The organism is Sphingomonas sp. (genome assembly GCF_019749955.1).
GTDB lineage: Bacteria > Pseudomonadota > Alphaproteobacteria > Sphingomonadales > Sphingomonadaceae > Sphingomonas.
In genome coordinates this window covers 25,654-40,449 of the sequence record NZ_JAIEPC010000012.1, presented here as the reverse complement: position 1 = coordinate 40,449, position 14,796 = coordinate 25,654, and the positions used below count along the sequence as shown (strand labels likewise).

Annotated in this window: 17 protein-coding genes; 4 read left to right on the top strand and 13 right to left on the bottom strand. The window is 65.1% G+C overall.

Annotated elements, in window-relative coordinates; translation table 11 throughout:
- Positions 1–168: 168 nt before the first annotated feature.
- From K2W81_RS04040 to K2W81_RS04000, 9 genes are all read right to left on the bottom strand, one after another.
- Positions 169–1,014 carry a 1-acyl-sn-glycerol-3-phosphate acyltransferase gene (locus tag K2W81_RS04040; protein WP_294101623.1) on the bottom strand — a complete coding sequence of 282 codons (846 nt, stop codon included), beginning with the start codon at positions 1,012–1,014 and terminating at the stop codon, positions 169–171.
- Positions 998–1,420: a Fur family transcriptional regulator gene (locus tag K2W81_RS04035; protein WP_294101621.1), complete on the bottom strand. Its 423-nt coding sequence runs from the start codon at positions 1,418–1,420 to the stop codon at positions 998–1,000. Before K2W81_RS04035 ends, K2W81_RS04040 begins: the two co-directional genes overlap by 17 nt.
- Positions 1,421–1,539: 119 nt before the next feature.
- A complete protein-coding gene (locus tag K2W81_RS04030; RefSeq protein ID WP_294101620.1) occupies positions 1,540–1,959 on the bottom strand; it encodes a MucR family transcriptional regulator in 420 nt (139 codons plus the stop codon).
- A 101-nt stretch (positions 1,960–2,060) separates the two neighbouring features.
- The gene (locus K2W81_RS04025; protein WP_294101618.1) at positions 2,061–2,543 is read right to left on the bottom strand and encodes a GNAT family N-acetyltransferase; all 483 of its coding nucleotides are present in this window, start codon (positions 2,541–2,543) and stop codon (positions 2,061–2,063) included.
- On the bottom strand, positions 2,540–3,160 hold the full coding sequence (gene tsaB / locus K2W81_RS04020) for a tRNA (adenosine(37)-N6)-threonylcarbamoyltransferase complex dimerization subunit type 1 TsaB (RefSeq protein WP_294101616.1): 621 nt from the start codon (positions 3,158–3,160) through the stop codon (positions 2,540–2,542). Before tsaB ends, K2W81_RS04025 begins: the two co-directional genes overlap by 4 nt.
- A 20-nt stretch (positions 3,161–3,180) precedes the next feature.
- Positions 3,181–3,957: a peptidylprolyl isomerase gene (locus K2W81_RS04015; protein ID WP_294101613.1), complete on the bottom strand. Its 777-nt coding sequence runs from the start codon at positions 3,955–3,957 to the stop codon at positions 3,181–3,183.
- A 96-nt stretch (positions 3,958–4,053) separates the two neighbouring features.
- Positions 4,054–4,560 (bottom strand): pantetheine-phosphate adenylyltransferase, encoded by a 507-nt coding sequence (coaD, locus tag K2W81_RS04010; protein WP_294101611.1) that lies wholly within the window; start codon positions 4,558–4,560, stop codon positions 4,054–4,056.
- Positions 4,557–5,456, bottom strand: coding sequence for a polyprenyl synthetase family protein (locus K2W81_RS04005; RefSeq protein WP_294101608.1), 900 nt, complete (start codon positions 5,454–5,456; stop codon positions 4,557–4,559). The genes coaD and K2W81_RS04005 overlap by 4 nt, the downstream gene beginning before the upstream one ends.
- Before the next feature lie 7 nt (positions 5,457–5,463).
- Positions 5,464–5,709: an exodeoxyribonuclease VII small subunit gene (locus tag K2W81_RS04000; protein ID WP_294101606.1), complete on the bottom strand. Its 246-nt coding sequence runs from the start codon at positions 5,707–5,709 to the stop codon at positions 5,464–5,466.
- A gap of 101 nt (positions 5,710–5,810) precedes the next feature.
- Here K2W81_RS04000 and K2W81_RS03995 point away from each other — a divergent pair, with 101 nt between their 5' ends.
- Both K2W81_RS03995 and K2W81_RS03990 read left to right on the top strand, forming a co-directional pair.
- Positions 5,811–7,169, top strand: a complete 1,359-nt coding sequence (locus K2W81_RS03995; RefSeq protein ID WP_294101603.1) for an NAD-dependent succinate-semialdehyde dehydrogenase — start codon at positions 5,811–5,813, stop codon at positions 7,167–7,169.
- 91 nt (positions 7,170–7,260) lie between these two features.
- A complete protein-coding gene (locus K2W81_RS03990) occupies positions 7,261–7,797 on the top strand; it encodes a superoxide dismutase family protein (RefSeq protein WP_366932203.1) in 537 nt (178 codons plus the stop codon).
- 152 nt (positions 7,798–7,949) lie between these two features.
- Here K2W81_RS03990 and K2W81_RS03985 read toward each other — a convergent pair whose 3' ends face one another.
- A complete protein-coding gene (locus tag K2W81_RS03985; RefSeq protein ID WP_294101600.1) occupies positions 7,950–9,521 on the bottom strand; it encodes an MFS transporter in 1,572 nt (523 codons plus the stop codon).
- 68 nt (positions 9,522–9,589) lie between these two features.
- Complete coding sequence (gene thpR, locus K2W81_RS03980; RefSeq protein WP_294101597.1) at positions 9,590–10,132, bottom strand: RNA 2',3'-cyclic phosphodiesterase; 543 nt, start codon at positions 10,130–10,132, stop codon at positions 9,590–9,592.
- Positions 10,133–10,326: 194 nt separating this feature from the next.
- On the opposite strand from thpR, the gene K2W81_RS03975 reads away from it, so the two are divergent.
- Together K2W81_RS03975 and K2W81_RS03970 are read left to right on the top strand one after the other, a co-directional pair.
- Positions 10,327–11,064, top strand: a complete 738-nt coding sequence (locus K2W81_RS03975) for a Bax inhibitor-1/YccA family protein (protein WP_294101594.1) — start codon at positions 10,327–10,329, stop codon at positions 11,062–11,064.
- Positions 11,065–11,329: 265 nt separating this feature from the next.
- Positions 11,330–11,878, top strand: a complete 549-nt coding sequence (locus K2W81_RS03970) for a hypothetical protein (RefSeq protein WP_294101591.1) — start codon at positions 11,330–11,332, stop codon at positions 11,876–11,878.
- Between the two features lie 199 nt (positions 11,879–12,077).
- On the opposite strand, the gene K2W81_RS03965 is transcribed toward K2W81_RS03970, so the two are convergent.
- Together K2W81_RS03965 and K2W81_RS03960 are read right to left on the bottom strand one after the other, a co-directional pair.
- Positions 12,078–12,842, bottom strand: coding sequence for an NUDIX hydrolase (locus K2W81_RS03965; RefSeq protein ID WP_294101589.1), 765 nt, complete (start codon positions 12,840–12,842; stop codon positions 12,078–12,080).
- Between the two features lie 46 nt (positions 12,843–12,888).
- Positions 12,889–14,688, bottom strand: a complete 1,800-nt coding sequence (locus tag K2W81_RS03960; protein WP_294101586.1) for a diguanylate cyclase — start codon at positions 14,686–14,688, stop codon at positions 12,889–12,891.
- Positions 14,689–14,796 lie beyond the last annotated feature (108 nt).

Below are 14,796 nucleotides of genomic sequence, written 5' to 3'. Positions count from 1 at the left end.
GGTTGATTGGTTCACGCGAAGGGCGCGAAGATGCGCGAAGTTCGCGAAGAGGGCGGGACTTGCGGCGCAGCCGTTAGCCGACTTTCGTCGCGGTCTCCCGGTCGATCGGCGTGAATTGGCTTCGCGCCCTTCGCGAACCTTCGCGGGCTTCGCGTGAACCTGGCGTGCTCAACCCTCTACTGAAGTCTCGGCTGGCACCTCATAAGCCACCCCCGGCGGCACCGTCGCGAGCGCGTCGTGGCCCGGAAACGGGCGCAGCGGCTTGCCGAGGATGCGTTCCATCGCCTCGGCGATCCGCCGCCGCGCTTCGGCGCTGATGGCTTTGCGGCCCGGATAGTCGCGCGGGTTGAAGGGTTCGAGGAAATGGACCGTCACCGGGAAGCTGCCCTTGCGGTTCAGCACGCGGAAGGCGTTGTCTTGTCCCTCTTCGACCCCGACCCAGGCGATTTCCTGCGCGGCCGCGCCATAATCGAGCGCAATCGGCTGGACGAGAATGCCCGGCGGCGGCGGGTCAAGCACCGCGAGCAGGCTCGGCTTGAACGGCAGCAACGACAGGCCGTCGGTGGTTGTCCCTTCCGGGAAAATCGTGATCGCCCAGACATCGGCAAGCGCTTCGCGGAGCTGGTTGATCTGTTCGGCGACCCCCATCCGGTCGGCGCGGCTGACGAACACGGTGCGGTTCATCTTCGCCAGCCAGCCGACGATCGGCGCATCGGCCAGCTCGGCCTTGGCGATGAAGGCGGTGCCATTGGCGCTGGCGATCACCGGGATGTCGAGCCAGCTCAAATGATTGGCGACGAAGAACACTTCGCGCTTCAGCGGCACGCCGACCCACCGGCGCCGCACGCCGCAAATGCGCGTGGTCGCGATCATGAACCAGCGCGGCCACGGCGACGACAGGCGGAACAGGCGCCACAGCCCGTGCGGGATCGCGCAGGCAATCACCAGTCCGGCCAGCAGGAGCGTGCGCAGGATAAAGCGAGCCCAGCCGGCGGCGTCAGCCCTTGCGGTCAAGCGCAACGCCGTAAAGTTCCATCCGGTGGTCGACGAGGCGGAAGCCGAGCCGTTCGGCAATCAGCTTCTGCAATTGTTCGAGTTCGGGATCGACGAATTCGATGACCTTGCCGGTCTCGACATCGATCAGATGATCGTGATGCGCTTCGGGTGCGGGTTCGTAGCGCGAGCGGCCATCGCCGAAATCATGCCGGTCGAGAATGCCGGCCTCTTCGAACAGCCGGACGGTGCGATAGACGGTCGCGATCGAAATGCCGGGGTCGATGGCGGAGGCGCGCTCATAGACTTTTTCGACGTCGGGATGGTCTTCGGCGTCGGACAGCACGCGCGCGATCACCCGGCGCTGATCGGTGATCCGCAGCCCCTTTTGGTTGCACAGCGCTTCCAGATCGATTTTTCGCGCCAAAGCCTTCGCCCGATTCCCTTGTCCGGCATTTTCTGCCCGGCATCTTCTAGCGGCGAAGCGCGACGGCGCAAAGTGCTCCCGCCCGATCATCGCGATCAAGGGCGGGAGCGCGTGTCGGCTTAGCGAACGACCTTGCGACGCTTGGTACCGAGACCGATCTTCTTGGCGAGCGTGCGACGCTGCTCAGCATAGTTGGGCGCGACCATCGGATAGTCGGCGGCCAGGTTCCACTTGGCGCGGTACTGCTCAGGGGTCATCTGGTAATGCGTCATCAGGTGGCGCTTGAGCATCTTCAGCTTCTTGCCGTCTTCAAGGCAGACGATGTAGTCGGGCTTGATCGACGCGCGCACCGAAACGGCAGGCTCCTGCTTGACTTCAGGTTCGACCACCGGATCGCCGAGATTGGCCAGTGCAGCGTGAACATTGGCGATGAGGACCGGCAAGTCGGAAACGGCGACGCTGTTGTTGCTGACATGGGCGGCGACAATATCGGCGGTGAGCGTGATCCAGGTTTCCTGCATGTCGTTACGGGCGTCCATCTTGTTTCCTTTTTGAATACGTAAGGCCATCTTTGGGCCTTGACACTGCGCCTATCGTACCAAGCGCGGCGTTACGCAAGCAAAAATCAGAGTGACTCCTGTCAAACTCGCACGATCTGACAACGAAAAGTGCAGGCATCGTACAATTGACCGCCTTGGCCGCGATAATATCCCCGACGTTCACCGACTTTGGTAAACCCTAAAAGACGATAGAGCTCGATCGCATCGTTGTCGGCACGTACTTCGAGAAACAGCGATTTGACGGTACGCTCGCGGACATCGTTCAGGACAGATCGCAAAAGAGCACCGCCTACCCCGTTTCGCCGCACGCGTGGGTCGGTTGCGAGCAGGAGCAACTCCGCCTCTTCGCCCATCGCGCGGGTGATCGCAAAGCCGACGGTTACGCCATTTATACTTGCGAGCGTCAGCCAGACTCCGGGCATCGCCATGATGCCCAGGCACTGGCCGCGCGTCCATGCTTCACCATATTTGGGATCAAAGGCACGCCGCATAATCGCGTCGACGGTGCCCAGGTCCGCCGCGCTGCCGCTGCGCAGCTCGATCAGGTTGAGCGTCGAACTCACGCCGCCGCCATCGGCTTGGCATCAGGGGCACGTCCATAGATCGGGCTGGGAGCGAGCGTCCTGTAGGCCGCCGGCAGCAGCCGCGCATCGGCGGCACGCGGCAGACGGTCATGGCCGGCAAGCGCCGCCGTCAGCGGTGCCAAAAACCGCCGCCCGCTGCCGATCGCAGGCAGACTGCCAATGGCGGCGAGCGCGGCGTGCGGGAGCAGCGATTGCTGCGGCGCATGCTCGGCAAGGGGCGCGGTGAACGACTGCATGAAGACTTCGCCATGCCCGCCCTCGATCACGACCGCAAGCATCGGCAGCCCCGGTTCATCGGCAAAGGCCGCCGCGGCAATCAACGGCAGCGACGAATAGCCGCTGAGCTTTGCGCCCCAACCGAAAGCGAGCGCGCGCGCCGCTGCCAGCCCGACACGAATGCCGGTGAAGCTGCCGGGGCCGCAATCGACCAGAATATGCGGTGCGCGCCCGCCGTCGGGCAGCGCCGCGATCATCGGCAGCAGTTGTTCGGCGTGGCCGCGCCCGACAATTGCATGGTTTTCGGCGATCAGCCTGTCGCCGTCGAGCAACGCCACCGAACAGGCGGCGGTCGCCGTTTCGATCACGAGCGTGCGCATCGAACCGGCGTCGGCGAGGATCAGCGGCGCGGCCGCGGCTTGGCGCCGGGGGCATTGGGCTTGGACTTGGCGGGCGCGGTCGCGGGCTTCGGCGCGCTCGCGGTGGGCTTGGCAGGGGCGGCACCGGGCAGCACGACTTCGGGGCCAAGATCGGCGGGCGGTGCGGACGGCGTCACCGGCGCCGCGACATAAGCCGGTGGATTGTCGGCGGCGATCCAGGCGTGGAGAATGCGCGACGGGGTGATCGGCGGTTCGCCGCGCTCGATCGCATCGACATATTGCATGCCGTCGATCACACGGCCGAACACGGTGTATTTATTGTCGAGCTTCAGCGTCGGTTCGAACACGATGAAGAACTGGCTGTTGGCGCCGTTTTCGGCGACGGCCACTTCTTCGGGTGGGGCGCCATCCCGCGCGCCGGGGCGCGCCGCCGAGACGGCACCACGTACATGCGGCAGATAATTGAACTCGGCCTTCACATTGGGCATGTCCGATCCGCCGGTACCATTGCCTTTGGGGTCGCCGGTTTGGGCCATGAAGCCTTCGATGACGCGGTGGAACAGCAGCCCGTCGTAGAAATGCTTGCGGGTCAGCGTCTTGATGCGATCGACCATCAGCGGCGCGACATCGGGGCGCAGCAGGATCGTCACACGGCCACCGGTCGACAGGTCGAGATAAAGCAGGTTTTCCTTGTCGCTCACATTGGGCGCGGGGTGGACGCTCGGCACATATTGCGCCGTCGCGGGGCTGGCGACGAACCAGCCGAATGCCGCCATCAAGCAGACAAGAAAACGCATCACATCCCCATAACCAAGACCCGGACAGGCTCGCGCTTAGAGCAAATCGCCAAGCGCGCCAACGCTAACATCGGCGCACTGACCCGATCGGCGCGATCAGCTGCCGAGGCGGCCGATCCGGTTGACGCGCGCCGCGACTTCGATTGCGACGCGGGGCGGCACGAATTTGGTGATTGGCCCGCCGTACATCGCGATTTCCTTGACCCAGCGGCTCGCAATGGGCTGGAGCGATACATCGGCCATCAGGAAGACGGTCTCGATACCGTCGTTGATTTGCTGGTTCATCCCCGTCATCTGGAACTCATATTCAAAGTCCGACACGGCGCGCAGGCCGCGGACGATGACCGTCGCCCCTTCGCGTTCGGCAAAGTCCATCAGCAGCGAATCAAAGCTGACGACGTGAATCTCGCCTTCGAGATCGGCCACTTCGCGCTGGATGATCTCCATCCGCTCGTCGAGTGAGAACATCGGCGACTTCGAAGGATTGGTCGCAACGCCGACAACCAGCCGATCGACCAGCTTTGCACCGCGCCGGATGATGTCCATATGCCCCAGCGTCACCGGGTCAAAGGTGCCCGGGTAAACGCCGGTCCGGACGCTCAACGGTCGCGTTCCAGCGTGAAGCGCGCGATGTCGCGCAGCAGATCGGCTTCGGCGCCATAGCTGTGCAAATGCGTCAACGCCTGATCGACCAGCATCCGCGCCTGTTCGCGCGCGCGGTCGACGCCGAGCAGCGACAGGAAGGTTTCCTTGCCGGCATCGGCATCCTTGTGGAGCCGCTTGCCCATCTTGGCTTCGTCGCCTTCGTGATCGAGCAGATCGTCGGCAATCTGGAACGCAAGGCCGACGTCGCGGGCATAGCCGCGCAGGCTCGTGCGCCCCTCGGGCGGCACCTTGCCGAGAATCGCCCCCGCTTCGACCGCGCTGGCGATCAGCGCGCCGGTCTTGAGCGCCTGAAGCCGCGTCACGGCGAGCAGATCGAAGTTCGATCGTTCGGCCTCGATATCCATCATCTGGCCGCCCGCCATGCCCGATGGCCCCGCCGCACGGGCGAGATCGAGCACCAATTCGGCGCGCACGAACGGATCGGCATGCGTCGCCGGGTCCGACAGCACTTCAAAGGCGAGCGCGTGCAGGCAATCGCCCGCCAGAATCGCGGTCGCTTCGTCGAAGGCCTTGTGCACGGTCGGTTTGCCGCGCCGCATATCGTCATTGTCCATCGCCGGCAGATCGTCATGGATCAGCGAATAGACGTGGATGCATTCGATCGCGAGGCCCGCGCGTCCCGAACAATCGCGGTCGACGCCGAACAGCCGCGCCGTGGCGTGGGTCAGCAGTGGGCGCAGCCGCTTGCCGCCGCCAATCGCTGCGTGGCGCATCGCCCGGTAGAGATCGGCGCGTGGATCGTCCGGCACTTCGAGCAACGCGTCGAACCGACGATCGACTTCATCCGATACGTCGGCAAGCGCCGCTTTCAACGACATCGAGGCCTCCCCCATCTTGCTATCAGCCCGCGGCAAAGGATGTGGTTCCGGTCGGGCGGCCGTCCGGATCGAGCCGGATCGCTTCGATGCGCGCCTGCGCCGCGTCGAGCCGTTCGGCGCAGCGTTGGCGCAGCAAATTGCCGCGTTCGTAAAGAGCAATCGACGCGTCGAGCGGTTCATCGCCGCTTTCGAGCCGCGCTACGATGCGTTCGAGTTCGCGCAACGCGTCCTCAAACGCCATTTCTTCGATGGGCAGTGCCGGTTCCATCTTGCTGCTATGGGGCAGGCAGGCGAGGAGGGTCAAGAAGCAGCACGGACCCGCAAAGCATTGCGATGCGTTTGGCGTACGAAATCGGGAAGAGGAAGAGCATGTTTCAAAGCATTAACCCGGCCACTGGCGCCCCCGGCGACGCGATTCGCGAACTGACCGCCGACGAGGTTGAGGAACGGATCGCGCGCGCGGCCAGCGCCTGGCACGAGTGGCGCACGACCGACCTCGGGACGCGCGCCGCGCTGCTCGAAGCGATTGCCGAGCAGTTCGATGCCCACGCCCACGCCCTTGCCGAAATCGCGACGCGCGAAATGGGTAAGACCTTGAAATCGGCGCTTGCCGAGGTGCAGAAATGCGCGGGCGGCTTGCGCTATTATGCGCAGAATGGCCCGGCGATGCTGGCGGATATCGACGTGCCACTCGCCAGCGGTCGCGCGCGCCAGCAATGGCTGCCGATCGGCCCGGTGCTGGCGGTGATGCCGTGGAATTTCCCTTATTGGCAGGTCGTCCGCTTCCTCGCGCCGACGATCATGGCGGGCAATGTCGGCCTGTTGAAACATGCGTCGCTGACCCAAGGCTGTGCCGCCGCGATCGAGGAAATGGTGATCGCTGGCGGCGCGCCCGCCGGGCTGTTCCAGAATCTGGCGATTCGCAGCAGCGCGGTGCAGGCCGTGATCGAAGACCCGCGCATCGCCGCCGTCACGCTGACGGGGAGCGAGGAAGCGGGCGCGCGCGTTGCCGAGACGGCGGGGCGGGTGCTGAAGAAAGTCGTGCTCGAACTCGGCGGGTCGGACCCGTTCATCGTCATGCCTTCTGCCGATCTCGACAAGGCGGTTGCGGCAGCAGTGACCGCGCGTATCCAGAATGCGGGCCAGTCATGCATCTGCGGCAAGCGGATGATCGTCCATGCCGACATCCACGACGCCTTTCTCGACCGCTTCACGGCGGCAATGGCGGCGGTGAAGGTCGGCGATCCGATGGATGCCGCCAATGATATCGGCCCGCTGTCGAGCGACGAGCAGCGCGACACCGTGCTCGGTCAGCTCGCACAGTTTCAGGCGGCGGGCGCCAAGCTGGTCGGTGGCGAACCATTGCCGGGCAAGGGCGCTTATATGACCCCGGGCGTCCTGACGCATGTGCCCCCCGATCATCCGGTCGCGCAGGAGGAAGTGTTCGGCCCCGTCGCGATGGTCTTTGCGGTCGCCGACATCGACGCGGCGATTGCGCTGGCGAATGACGTGCCGTTCGGGCTTGGGTCGAGTGTCTGGACCAATGATCCGGCCGAGCAGGACCGTTTTGCGCGCGACATCGAAGCCGGGATGACCGCGATCAATCAGGTGCTCGCCAGTTCGCCCGAAGTCGCGTTCGGCGGCATCAAGCGATCGGGTCATGGCCGCGAGCTTGGCCCGTGGGGGCTGCACGAGTTCATGAACCTGAAAACGGTGATGATCGCCTGAAATGGTGCGGCCTTGTGGAACGAGGCTATGGCGGGCGCATCGGGCAGGCTAAGCTGGCATCACGGCGTGAGACTCAATGAGGAGACAAGGCATGCGGATCGCAATCACCGGGCTGATGATGGTCACACTGGGCGGGGCGGCGATGGCCGGGTTCGCGGCGAAGAAGCTGGGCGCGCCGCTCGCCGGGGGGCGGACTGCGGTGGCGCTGTTGAAGACGCCCGATGGCCGCGATGCGGGGCGCGCCACGGTGCGCGAAGTCGTCGGCGGCATGCGCGTGACGGTCGACGCACGCGGCTTTACGCCGGGTGATCACGGTGTCCATATCCACACCGTCGGGCGCTGCGACGCCCCCGATTTCATGACCTCGGGCGGGCATTGGAACCCGACCGGCACCAAGCATGGATCGATGAACGCGATGGGGCCGCATGAAGGCGATCTGCCCAATTTGGTGATCAGCACCGACGGGCGCGGCACCGTGGGTGTCGTGGTGCCGGGCGCGCTGTTCGATGGCCTGGTCGACGCCGATGGCAGCGCGATGGTGGTGCATGCGAAGGCCGATGATCTGGTCACTGACCCTTCGGGCAATAGCGGCGCGCGCGTGGCGTGCGGGGTTTTCGCGAAGAGCTAGGCCCTATGGGGCTGAAGGGCATACCCTCAATCCGTTCGTGCTGAGCTTGTCGAAGCACTGTCCTTCTTATTCCCGCCGGTGGAAAATAAGGACGGCCCTTCGACAAGCTCAGGGCAAACGGGGAAGTGGGACAACCCGGTAGATGAGCCGGACTAAATCACCTCACCCGCTGCCCTGGCCCGCGCTTCGCGATTGGCTTCGGCGGCGGGGACGAGGCGATAGGCCATGATCGCGGCGGCCAGCGTGACGGGCACCGTCACCAGCATCGACAACACCCCGACCGACAAGCTGCCCGACAGCGTCGAGACGCGACCCGCCAGATACGGCCCGAGCGCGAGCCCGAGCAACGTGGTGCCGATCAGGAAGGTGCCCGTCGCCGTGCCGCGCATCCGGGGCATCACCAGATCCTGCGTGGTGGCGGCCGCCGCGCCGAGCGCGCAGCTCGCGCAGGCCTGTGCCGGGAACAGCATCAGGTAGAAGAGCGTGATGTTGGTGGTGGTGAAGGCGCTCGCGATCGCCAGCGAGGGCACGACCGCGCCGAAGATCACCACCAGCAGCCGCCCCGCCGGATTGCGCTGGCGCAGGCGATCAGCGACCAGCCCGCCGATCGTCACGCCCAGAAAGCCCGACATCGCGCCCATCCCGCCGATGATGAACCCCGCTTCGGCCGGTGTCGCGCCCAGCACGCGGATGGCATAGGGCGGCGCCCAGAAGGTGACCGTGTAGCTGAGGAACGCGTTCAAGCCATAGGCGACGACGGTAAACAGGAACGCCGGATTGGCGACGATGAGCGCGAACGTCGGCGCGTCGCGTCGCTTGAGCGAACTCGCCCAGGAAAAAACGGCATAGACGCCAATGCCGATCGCCACCCATTGCGGCACCGGCTCGCCAAGCGCGACGAGGCCGCTGACAAGACCCGCAATCAAGGCGAGTCCGGCGACGTTGTTGATGAAGGCCCGCGCGCCGCCCTGCGCCGCGCCGATCAGCGTCAGCGGCGGCACGATCGTGACAAGCTCGTTCAGGAAAGCGCGAAACGGCGCGGGGTGCGGCGGTGGCGCGGGCAGCCCCTCCGACTGGCCACGCGACGGTTCGCGCAAGGTGAAGATCACCAGCGCGAGCAGCAATCCGGGCAGGCCGACGATCAGGAACGCTGCCTGCCAGCCGACCAGCCCGAGCGGCCCGCCGCCCGGATAGGCCTGATTCCAGCCTTTGACGATCAATCCGCCAATGCCGAGCGAAATGCCGCCGCCGACGTACAGTCCGGCCGAATAAATCGCGAGTGCGGTCGCGCGCAGCCGCTTCGGGAACCAGTCGGAAATCAGCGAATAGGCCGACGGGCTTGCGGTCGCTTCGCCAATACCGACGCCGATCCGCGCGCCCGCCAGCGCGGTGCCGCTGCGAGCGAACCCTGACAGCGCGGTCATCGTCGACCACAAAGCCAGACCCAAGGTCATCAGCCGGACGCGGTGCCAATTGTCGGCGAGCCGCCCGAGCGGAATGCCGAACAGCGCGTAAAACACGCCGAACGCGGTGCCATAGAGGAAGCCCAGATCCTCGTCGCGCAGGTGCAGGTCGCGTTTGATGTCCTCGGCCAGGATCGAAATAATCTGCCGGTCGACGAAATTCAGGACGTAGACGAAGAACAGGATGGCAAGGACATACCAGGCATAGGTCGGCGTCCTGGGGACACCGTCAGACGTTGTTCCCGTGGCTGGTTCGTCCATGTCGGCTCCCGATCAATTGCGCTGCCTTGCGGCTAGCAGAGCGAAGCGCCGAAGCGGAAGCGCTTTTCTCAGCCCAGCGGCCAGCGCGCGACGATGTCGTACGCCGATCCGCCGGTGCCGAGATGGCTTTCGTAGAGGATTAGGTGCGGCATTACGAAGGGTTCGCTCGACAGCGCGGCGTGCCGGGCGAGGAAAGCATCGATTGCCGGACCAGCGCCCTGACTGCGCGGCAGCCGCGCGAGCGTGATGTGGGGCACGAACGCGCGCCCTTCCGGCGGCAGGCCGATCGCCACCAGCGCGCGATCGACCTTCTTGTGGAGCGCGGCGAGCGGCTCGGTCGGACGCAGCCCCACCCACAGCGTGTCGGTGCGTCCGTCGCGGTCGAATCGGCCGACCCCGGCGAGCGCCACGTCGGGGATGCAGGCCTGCACGCGGCTCATCGCCAGCGCCACCTCATCGGCGACTCGCGCGTCGACTTCGCCGATATAGCGCAAGGTCAGGTGGAGCTGATCATCATGCTGCCACCGCGCGGCGGGCACATCGGCCATCACCGCGCGGAGCGCGATCCGGATCACGGCCGGGGGTTGCAAGCCAATGAAAAGTCGATGCATTATTGGCAAATCCCAAAGTTTGTGCCGACGCTGGCCTTGGGCCCATCATTCACTTGGCGTTAAGCCGCGAGGAATAGGCGCATTTCTATAAGCCGCTTGGGAAAGGGCAATCGCGGGTTTCGCTTGAAAGACGCCGCCGAAACCCCGATATTCGTAACAACCGGCATTGGGCCGGTCAAAGGAGTTGGTTCGAAATGGCAAACTGGTCTGATCCCCGGCCGAACGCCGCTGCATATTCGGCGGGCGCCGACGCGCGCAGTGCCGCGTACGACGCGGGGCTGCGGTCCTACATGCTGTCGGTCTATAATTATATGGCGTCGGCAGTGCTGCTCACCGGCATCATCGCGCTGGGCTTTGCGGCCAGCGGTATGGCCGAGCAAGTCTTTCGCACGGCGCCGCTGATCGGCTTCGCGCTGAAGCTTGCGCCGCTCGGCTTCGTTTTCGCGTTGAGCTTCGGCCAGGCACGGATGTCGCCCGCAACGCTGCAAGCGATGTTCTGGGGCTTTGCAGTCGCCATGGGTCTGTCGATGTCGACGATCTTCCTGCAGTATACGAGCACGTCGATCGCGGGCGCTTTCTTCGCGACGGCAGCGGGCTTTGCGGGGCTTAGCCTCTATGGCTACACCACCAAGCGCAACCTGACCGCGCTGGGCAGCTTCCTGATCGTCGGGCTGGTGGGCCTGATTGTCGCGAGCCTCGTCAATGTGTTCCTGCACTCGGGGCCGCTGTCGCTGGTGATCAGCGTGATCGGCGTGCTGATCTTCGCTGGCCTGACGGCCTATGATACGCAGCGGACCAAGGCGCTCTACGCCGAGGTCGCGGGCACCGAATGGGAAAGCCGCAGCATCATCATGTCGGCGCTCAATCTGTACCTCGACTTCATCAACATGTTCCTGTTCATCCTTCGCCTGTTCGGCAGCAGCCGCAACTAAGCGAACGGGCGATCAGCCTGACATCGAAGGCCCGGCGGGGAGACTCGCCGGGCCTTTTTCGTGGCAGTGCGACATGCGCGTTTGCCAGCAAATGGCTCGTTACAGATGTAACGATCGAAGCTTTTTGTGCGGTACAGCGTAATCTAATTGCATAGGATGTGCAGATATGATGTCTTTGCCAACGCGGGGCTGGTGATCGTCAACACGGCGTTAACCAACCACGGGGCATGATGCCCGCGTCAAATGGAGCCGATAGGACGACGACATGAGCGCACGGATGAAGCCAGCCGCCGGGGCAATGACCCTCGCCGAAATGAAGGAATTTGCGGGGTTCGCCTCGGCCACGCAGCGCTATGTCCGCCGTTCGCTCGACATCGGGCTCGACCGGGAGGATGCACTCCAGCGCTGGTCGCGCGACGTTGTCGAGGCTGCGAGCATTCGCGCGCAATACCGCCTTTACGACCGGTTGCCCGACATCCGTGCGACCGTGCCGGCCGAAAGCGGACTCGACCGCGTTGATGCCTTTCTCGGCCAATTGGTCACGCTCAGTGCGTTCGATCTCGGCCAGGGGCGGCTGACGAGCTTTTCCGCCTATCGCTTCCTTTATGAACGGCTGATCGGCGCGCAGGTCCGTCCATGGCTCCCGGCCGCTTTCTGCGCGGCGGCGGCGATGCCGCATCTGCAACCCGACATGCGCCGCAAGCTGCTCCAGTCGATCAGCGAAGCCGCCGCGACCGCGCAGGGCTGGTCAACGCGCGAGCCTGCCTTCTTCCCTTATTGGGTCGAAAAGGTCGATTCGGCAGCGATGCACTAACCCTTACGGGCGTTGGATTGGGATTTCCCTTGATCCGTTCGTGCTGGTGATCAGGTCGTCAAGCCCCCCGGGCTTGACTGAAACGTCCGGGGGACGTTTCGCCTGTTCACTGTCGAAGCACCGTCCTTCTTCTTCGGACCGCCGGAAAAGAAGAACGGCCCTTCGACAAGCTCAGGGCGAACGGTGGAGCAGCGATGCACTAAGCGCGTTTGGCGTCGCTCAGCCGCTCGGCGGTGACGGGATAGCCTGCGTCGTCGGGAATGCAGAGATAGTCGGCGCCATCGCGATTTTCGGTCCACGGCGTGATCATCGGCGTGCCGTGGTGCACCGCATCGGCGACGGCATCCTCGAATCCGGCATATTGCGCGAGCCGCTCAAGATTGCGGCGCGTCGGGAAAATGATGGTCACCCGCCCCGCATCAGCATCATCGAGCACGGCTTGCGCGCTTGCCCAGAAGACGCGGGTGTTCTCGGTCGCGTCGACCACGGGCGCAGGCGCGCCCTCGGGCAGGCGCGCGACGAAGAACATCGTGTCGAAAATGCGCATGTTGGCATGGCGCGGGCACCAGCGTGCGAACGGCGTCAGTGCCGCCGGGTCGAGCCGCAGGCCATGCGCCACCAGCAATTCGCCAAAGGCGGCGCCGTGATGCAGCCCGCTGCGGATTGCGGCGAGCTGGAGCGCGTCGGGCTGCGGCGTCAGGCCGACGGCGACCCCCGCTTCCTCGATCATCTCGCGGATCGCGGCGATGCGCGCGGCGCCGTGTTCGTCGCCCGACAAGTCGCGGAGCGCGAGCGCGCGGTCCTCGGCATCGACGCGCCCGCCCGGAAACACCAACGCGCCCCCGGCAAAGGCCATCGCGGCGGCGCGCTCAACGATGAGGATCTCCGGCGGGCCGTCGCCGCTTGCGCCAAACAGCACCAGCGTGGCGGCCGGAATCGGATCGGCATAAACGGTATCGCTCATGCGCCCACCCTAGGGCAGGGGCGGCGGGGGTCCAGCGCCTTTCGCGTCAGGCCGCAAGCGCGAGCTGGTCGCGACCACCCGCTTTGGCGCGGTATAGAGCCTCATCGGCGGCGCGCATCAGCTGCAACCGCGACGAGGTCGGGGTAATTTCGGCAACGCCCGCGCTAACCGTGACCGTCACTTCGGCCCCGCTCGGCGCGCGCGTGATGTCGCCCGCAATCGCCTGGCGGACGCGCTCACAGATGCGTACGGCATCGTCGAGGGTGGCGCCATCGAGGATCAGGCCGAATTCCTCGCCGCCCAACCGGGCAACATGGTCGTTGCCGCGCACCGTGCGCACAGCGGCCGCAGCAAAGGTTTCGAGCACCAGATCGCCGACCGCGTGGCCATGTGCGTCGTTGACCCGCTTGAAGAAATCAATGTCGAACAGCGCGATGCAGCCAAAGCTTTTGTTCTGGCGCCGATCGTCGATCTTGCGGTCGAGCAGTGTGTCGAACCGGCGGCGATTGGACAGGCCGGTGAGCGGATCGGTCGACGCCGCATGCGCCAGCTTGAGCTCAAGCGCCTTCCGCACCGATACGTCGCGAATCGCGGTCACCCAGCCCGACAACTGGCCCGCGTCGTCGAAGGTGCCCCGGGTATGCGCTTCATACCAGCGCGCCTCGCCCGATGCGGCGCGCGCGCAATATTCGACCGTGGTCGGGCTGCCGGCGCGGGCATTGGCCTGATTGATGGCGGCGCCCATCGTCGCGCGGTCAGGGCCACAGGCCAAGTCGTGCGGCATGTGACCGATCATCTCGGCGCCGTCGAATCCGGTGACTTCGCGCGCCGACGGCGAGACATAGGTGATGGTGCCGCTGCGATCGAGCGTGACGATCATGTCGGTCGAGCTTTCGGTGATCAGCTTGTAGCGCGCCTCGCTGTTGTGCAGCCGCCGGAAGATGTCGCGGCGCTGGGTGAGTTCGGCGGCAACCGGCAGCACTGTTAACACAGTGACCGCGAGATATAATTGGAACAGCCGGACATGATCCGTCACCGATCCATCGACCAGATTAAGCGGGCCGTGCCCACTCGCCGTCAGCGTGGCGCCGACGACGCCAAGAATGACCACCGCCAGCGCGCTGCCGACCTGTTCGAGCCGGAAAGTGATCACCATCAACGGCAGAATCGGCAGGAACAGCAGCGGGACGGTCGAAACGTTGAACACGAACCCGCTGAACCCCGCCATGGTCGTCAGCAGGATCGCTGCCTCGATCCGCTGGGCGGGCGTAGCATCGTGCCACCAGCGCGCAATGTCGCCGCGCAGCAGCAGCACCAATACGGGGGTGCAGGTCAGCGTGCCGAGCCCGTGACCGACCAGCCACGACCGGAATTCGACACCAAGGGGCTGGCCGACCACCAGCGACGCAATCGCTGCGCCCGGCAAGCCTGCGATTGCGGGCGCCATCAGGCCCGCGACCAGCGCAAAGGCGATAATGCCTTCGAATGAGTAGAGGAAGGAATTGGCCCGCCGCAACCGCCGGAGCACTAGCGTTGCGACGACGGCTTCGCCGACATTGATCAGCGCAAAGGGTAGGGCGACGGCGATACCGAAGCCGAACAGGCTGGTCGCCAGAAAGCTCGCGACAAAGCACGCCGCAATGGTGGCGCGCCGACGCTGGCGATCGGCATTGCTGAGTTCGGCGACCAGCAGCGAGGTCGCGATCCACAAAGTCGCCAGTCCGCCGTCGAACCGGGTCATCAGCATCATCACCGATGCAGCGACAAAATAGCCGCTGCCGAGCCACGCCGCGCGCGCCCAGACCGATCGATCAGTGCCGTTCGCTTGTAAAATGCGCGCAATCATGCCGCAGTCTATACCGCGCGTTGGTTAAGCTATTCTTTGAGGCGGGCGAAGCGTTTAGGGTAAATTTGACGGGGGTGTGATCGGGCACCCCGGCAGCGAGAGGCGCAA

Excerpts from the sequence above, each read along its gene's own strand:
- K2W81_RS04030 (WP_294101620.1), bottom strand. The coding sequence starts at position 1,959 with ATGGACGCCCGTAACGACATGCAGGAAACCTGGATCACGCTCACCGCC.
- tsaB (WP_294101616.1), bottom strand. The coding sequence starts at position 3,160 with ATGCGCACGCTCGTGATCGAAACGGCGACCGCCGCCTGTTCGGTGGCG.
- K2W81_RS04015 (WP_294101613.1), bottom strand. The coding sequence starts at position 3,957 with ATGCGTTTTCTTGTCTGCTTGATGGCGGCATTCGGCTGGTTCGTCGCC.
- K2W81_RS04005 (WP_294101608.1), bottom strand. The coding sequence starts at position 5,456 with ATGGGGGAGGCCTCGATGTCGTTGAAAGCGGCGCTTGCCGACGTATCG.
- K2W81_RS04000 (WP_294101606.1), bottom strand. The coding sequence starts at position 5,709 with ATGGAACCGGCACTGCCCATCGAAGAAATGGCGTTTGAGGACGCGTTG.
- K2W81_RS03995 (WP_294101603.1), top strand. The coding sequence starts at position 5,811 with ATGTTTCAAAGCATTAACCCGGCCACTGGCGCCCCCGGCGACGCGATT.
- K2W81_RS03990 (WP_366932203.1), top strand. The coding sequence starts at position 7,261 with ATGCGGATCGCAATCACCGGGCTGATGATGGTCACACTGGGCGGGGCG.
- K2W81_RS03985 (WP_294101600.1), bottom strand. The coding sequence starts at position 9,521 with ATGGACGAACCAGCCACGGGAACAACGTCTGACGGTGTCCCCAGGACG.
- thpR (WP_294101597.1), bottom strand. The coding sequence starts at position 10,132 with ATGCATCGACTTTTCATTGGCTTGCAACCCCCGGCCGTGATCCGGATC.
- K2W81_RS03975 (WP_294101594.1), top strand. The coding sequence starts at position 10,327 with ATGGCAAACTGGTCTGATCCCCGGCCGAACGCCGCTGCATATTCGGCG.
- K2W81_RS03970 (WP_294101591.1), top strand. The coding sequence starts at position 11,330 with ATGAGCGCACGGATGAAGCCAGCCGCCGGGGCAATGACCCTCGCCGAA.
- K2W81_RS03965 (WP_294101589.1), bottom strand. The coding sequence starts at position 12,842 with ATGAGCGATACCGTTTATGCCGATCCGATTCCGGCCGCCACGCTGGTG.
- K2W81_RS03960 (WP_294101586.1), bottom strand. The coding sequence starts at position 14,688 with ATGATTGCGCGCATTTTACAAGCGAACGGCACTGATCGATCGGTCTGG.